At 71.3% G+C, this 4,464-nt stretch carries 5 protein-coding genes; 2 read left to right on the forward strand and 3 right to left on the reverse strand.

Translation table 11 applies throughout. The features are described 5' to 3' along the window. Positions 1-812: bifunctional hydroxymethylpyrimidine kinase/phosphomethylpyrimidine kinase (gene thiD / locus A612_RS03065; protein WP_019373125.1), on the forward strand; the 812-nt coding region annotated here is incomplete at its 5' end. Beyond that, positions 796-2,124, forward strand: coding sequence for a glutamate-1-semialdehyde 2,1-aminomutase (gene hemL / locus A612_RS03070; protein WP_019373126.1), 1,329 nt, complete (start codon positions 796-798; stop codon positions 2,122-2,124). The genes thiD and hemL, both read left to right, overlap by 17 nt. A gap of 93 nt (positions 2,125-2,217) precedes the next feature. Here the strand turns inward: hemL and purH are convergent, their stop codons facing one another. From purH to A612_RS03085, 3 genes are all read right to left on the reverse strand, one after another. After that, complete coding sequence (gene purH / locus A612_RS03075) at positions 2,218-3,819, reverse strand: bifunctional phosphoribosylaminoimidazolecarboxamide formyltransferase/IMP cyclohydrolase (RefSeq protein WP_019373127.1); 1,602 nt, start codon at positions 3,817-3,819, stop codon at positions 2,218-2,220. Positions 3,820-3,913: 94 nt separating this feature from the next. Then, positions 3,914-4,180, reverse strand: a complete 267-nt coding sequence (locus A612_RS03080) for a helix-turn-helix domain-containing protein (protein WP_019373128.1) — start codon at positions 4,178-4,180, stop codon at positions 3,914-3,916. After that, the coding region (locus tag A612_RS03085) for a tRNA-dihydrouridine synthase (RefSeq protein ID WP_040435796.1) at positions 4,177-4,464 on the reverse strand (288 nt) is incomplete at its 5' end. The genes A612_RS03080 and A612_RS03085, both read right to left, overlap by 4 nt.

Genomic DNA, 4,464 nt, shown 5'->3' on the forward strand with positions numbered 1-4,464 from the left:
TCGGCGCCCACCCGCTGGCGGTGGTCACCGGCGCCTACGTGCGCGACAGCGTGGCGATCCGCGAGCACCACGCGCTCGACAGCGAGGCGGTGGCCGACCAGGCGCGCGCGGTGCTCGAGGACATGCCGGTGCAGGCCATCAAGGTCGGCTTCGTGGGCGGCCCCGAGACGCTGGGCCGCATCGCCGAGATCGCCGCCGACTACGACGGCGTGCCGGTGATCGCCTACATGCCGGACCTGTCCTGGTGGCGCGAGGACCTGATCGACCAGTACCTGGACGCCTTCGCCGAGCTGCTGCTGCCCCAGACCTCGGTGCTGGTGGGCAGCCATGCGCTGTTGGCGCGCTGGCTGCTGCCCGACTGGGAGGGCGCGCGCGACCCGCTGCCGCGCGACCTTGCCATGGCCGCCGAGGCGCTGGGCGTGCCCTACCTGCTGGTGACGGGCGTCGCCGTGCCGGGCGGGCAGCACATCGACAACGTGCTGGCCTCGCCCCAGGCGGTGCTCGCCAGCGGGCGCTTCGAGCGCATCGAGGCGTCCTTCGCCGGCGCCGGCGACACCCTGAGCGCGGCGCTTGCCGCCCTGGTCGCTACCGGCTGCGACCTCGGCGAGGCGCTGGCCGAGGCGCTCGGCTACCTGGACGGCTGCCTGGCGGCGGGCTTTCGCCCGGGCATGGGCCAGGCGCTGCCCGACCGCATGTTCTGGGCCCAGCTGCCCGACGGCCCCGACGAGGAAAAAGACGACGACGACACACCTGCAGGCGGCCCGCCCGACCCGGCAGGCTTCGAGATGCCACCCCATGACACACAGCACTGACACCCTTGCCGACGACCGCAACCAGCGCCTGTTCGAGCGCGCCCAGGCGCTGATCCCCGGCGGCGTGAACTCGCCCGTACGCGCCTTCCGCGCCGTGGGCGGCACACCGCGCTTCATCCAGCGCGCGCAGGGCGCCTACCTGTGGGACGCCAACGGCCAGCGCTACATCGACTACATCGGCTCCTGGGGGCCGATGATCCTGGGCCATGGCCACCCGGCGGTGGTCGAGGCGGTGCAGAAGGCGGCGCTGGAGGGCTTTTCCTTCGGCGCGCCCACCGAGCGCGAGGTCGAGCTGGCCGAGGAAATCCTGCGGCTCGTCCCTTCGATGGAGATGCTCCGGCTGGTCAGCTCCGGCACCGAGGCCGGCATGAGCGCCATCCGCCTGGCGCGCGGCGCCACCGGGCGGCCGAAGATCGTCAAGTTCAACGGCTGCTACCACGGCCATGCGGATTCGCTGCTGGTCAAGGCCGGCTCGGGCCTGGCCACCTTCGGGCACGCGACCAGCGCCGGCGTACCGCCGGAGGTGGTGCAGCACACCCTGGTGCTGGAATACAACGACGTGGCGCAGCTGGAGGAGGCCTTTGCGCTGCACGGCAGCGAGATCGCCTGCGTGATCATGGAGCCGATCGCCGGCAACATGAACTTCGTGCGCGCGAGCGTGCCTTTCATGCAGCGCGCGCGCGAGCTGTGCACGCAGCACGGCGCCCTGCTGGTGCTCGACGAGGTCATGACCGGCTTCCGGGTGGCGCTGGGCGGCGCGCAAAGTCTGTACGCCCAGCAGATCCCGGGCTTTGCGCCCGATCTGACGGTGCTGGGCAAGGTGATCGGCGGCGGCATGCCGCTGGCGGCCTTCGGTGGGCCGCGGGCCATCATGGAGCAGCTCGCACCGCTGGGTCCGGTCTACCAGGCGGGCACGCTGTCGGGCAACCCGGTGGCGACGGCCTGCGGGCTGGCGACGCTGCGCGAGGTGGCGCGCCCGGGCTTCTACGAGCGCCTGGGCGAGCGCACGCGCAGCCTGGTGCAGGGCCTGGAGGGCGCAGCGCGCGAGGTCGGCCTGCCCTTTTGCACGGACAGCCAGGGCGGCATGTTCGGCTTCTTCCTGCTGCCGCAGTTGCCGCAGGACTACCCGCAGGTGCTGCGCACGGACGGGCCGCGCTTCAACCACCTGTTCCATGGGCTGCTGGGGCGCGGCGTGTACGTGGCGCCGGCCCTGTACGAGGCCTGTTTCGTGAGCGCCGCGCACACCGAGGAAGACATCGAGGCCACCGTGGCGGCCGCGCGCGAGGTTTTTGCCGAACTCGTGCGCTCCTGAACCGGGAGAGCGCCGTGGCCGATGCGGCGGCCCCGGCGCTCTCCCATGGAAAAAGGGCCCGCGCGGGCCCTTCCTTTCCGGCGTCGCCGCCGCTCAGTGGCGGAAGTGGCGCACGCCCGTGAACACCATCGCCACCCCGCGCTCGTTGGCCGCATCGATGACTTCCTGGTCGCGCATCGAGCCGCCGGGCTGGATGATGGAGGTCGCGCCCGCGTCCACCACCACGTCCAGGCCATCGCGGAAGGGGAAGAAGGCGTCGCTCGCCACGGCCGTCCCGGCCAGCGACAGGCCCGCGGCCTGGGCCTTGATGCTGGCGATGCGCGCCGAGTCCAGGCGGCTCATCTGGCCGGCGCCCACGCCCATGGTCATGCCGCCCTTGCAGAAGACGATGGCGTTGCTCTTGACGTACTTGGCCACCTTCCAGGCGAACAGCAGGTCCTGCACTTCTTCCTGCGTCGGCTGGCGTGCGCTGACCACCTTCAGGTCGGGCAGCTGCAGCTCGTGGTTGTCGGCCGTCTGCAGCAGCAGGCCCGAGCCCACGCGCTGCGCGTGCAGGGCGTTGCGCCCCTGGCTCCAGGGCGTCTGGCCGCCCACCGGGGGCAGCGCGATGCGGATCAGCCGCACGTTGGCCTTGGCCGCGAAGACTTCCAGCGCCTCGGGCGTGAACTCGGGCGCCATCAGCACCTCGACGAACTGCTTGGCGATGGCCTGCGCGGCCGGGCCGTCCACCACGCGGTTGCAGGCGATGATGCCGCCGAAGGCACTGGTCGGGTCGGTCTGGAAGGCCTTGCTGTAGGCTTCCAGCGCGTTCGTGCCCACGGCCACGCCGCAGGGGTTGGCGTGCTTGACGATCACGCAGGCCGGCAGCTTGAAGCTCTTCACGCACTCCCAGGCGGCGTCGGCGTCGGCGATGTTGTTGTAGGACAGCTCCTTGCCCTGCAGCTGCTCGCCGGTGACGATGGTGCCGGGCGCCGGGTTGGGCTCGCGGTAGAGCGCCGCCTGCTGGTGGCTGTTCTCGCCGTAGCGCAGGTCCTGCACCTTGGTGAAGATGCCGTTGACCTGGCCGGGAAAGAGGCTGCGCACCGGCAGGTAGGCATCGGCCGGCTGGCCTTCCTCGAAGTCGATCGAAGACAGGTAGTCGCTGATGGCGCCGTCGTACTGGGCGATGCGGTTGAAGGCCGCCACGGCGAGCGCAAAGCGCAGGCGGTCCGACAGCTTGCCGCGCTCCTTGAGCTCGGCCAGCACCGCGGCGTACTGGTCGGCCGAAGTGACCACGCCCACGTCCTGCCAGTTCTTGGCGGCGCTGCGCACCATGGCCGGGCCGCCGATGTCGATGTTCTCGATGGCTTCCGCCAGCGTGCAGCCGGCGCGCGCCACCGTCGCCTCGAAGGGGTAGAGGTTCACCACCAGCAGGTCGATGGTGCCGATGCCGTGCGCCTCGAGCGCCGCCATGTGCGCGGGGACGTCGCGGCGCGCCAGCAGGCCGCCGTGCACCTTCGGGTGCAGCGTCTTGACGCGCCCGTCGAGCATCTCCGGGAATTCGGTCAGCTCGGCCACCTCGGTCACCGGCATGCCCTCGCGCGCCAGCAGCTGGGCCGTGCCGCCGGTGGACAGCAGGCGCACGCCCATGGCGTGCAGCGCGCGTGCGAATTCGACGATGCCGGTCTTGTCGGAGACGGAAATCAGAGCGTTCATGGATCCCTCGGATGGTCAGAGTCTGGATGGGCCGCGCTGCGCGGGGCAGGCGGACCGGAAAGGCAGGGAAGGCGGCGCCATGCGACCCGCCGGCTCACAGCAGCTGGTGGCTGGCGAGCTTCTTGCGCAGCGTGTTGCGGTTCAGGCCCAGCCACTGGGCGGCGCGCGACTGGTTGTGGTCGGCGTGGCTCATGACGACCTCCAGCAACGGCTTTTCCACCAGCCGCACGACCATGTCGTACACGCCGTCCGGGGTCTCGCCCCCCAGGTCGCGGAAATAGCTGTGCAGGCTGTCGCGCACGCACTGCTCCAGGCCGGCGCTGGCATGCGGGCGGTCTGCGGGTAGGTCGTCGGATGTCATGCGGGAACACCGTCGTGGGTGATGGAGGCGGCGGCAGCAGCCGGCAGGCGGTCCATGCGCGCGCCGAGCTCGTCGAACCAGTGCGCCACGGCCTGCCATTGCGCCTGGCTGTCCTCCAGGGTGTTGATGTGCCGGCGCAGCGCCTCGCCCCCGGGCAGGGCGCGCACGTACCAGCCGATGTGCTTGCGCGCGCTGCGCACGCCGCTCGCTTCGCCGTACAGGCGGTAGTGGTCTTCGAGGTGTTCGAGCAGCAGGCGCCGCACCTCGGCCACCAGCGGCGGCGC

The sequence above is a fragment of the Melaminivora alkalimesophila genome (genome assembly GCF_000282995.1).
GTDB lineage: Bacteria > Pseudomonadota > Gammaproteobacteria > Burkholderiales > Burkholderiaceae_C > Melaminivora > Melaminivora alkalimesophila.

Excerpts from the sequence above, each read along its gene's own strand:
- hemL (WP_019373126.1), top strand. The coding sequence starts at position 796 with ATGACACACAGCACTGACACCCTTGCCGACGACCGCAACCAGCGCCTG.
- A612_RS03080 (WP_019373128.1), bottom strand. The coding sequence starts at position 4,180 with ATGACATCCGACGACCTACCCGCAGACCGCCCGCATGCCAGCGCCGGC.
- purH (WP_019373127.1), bottom strand. The coding sequence starts at position 3,819 with ATGAACGCTCTGATTTCCGTCTCCGACAAGACCGGCATCGTCGAATTC.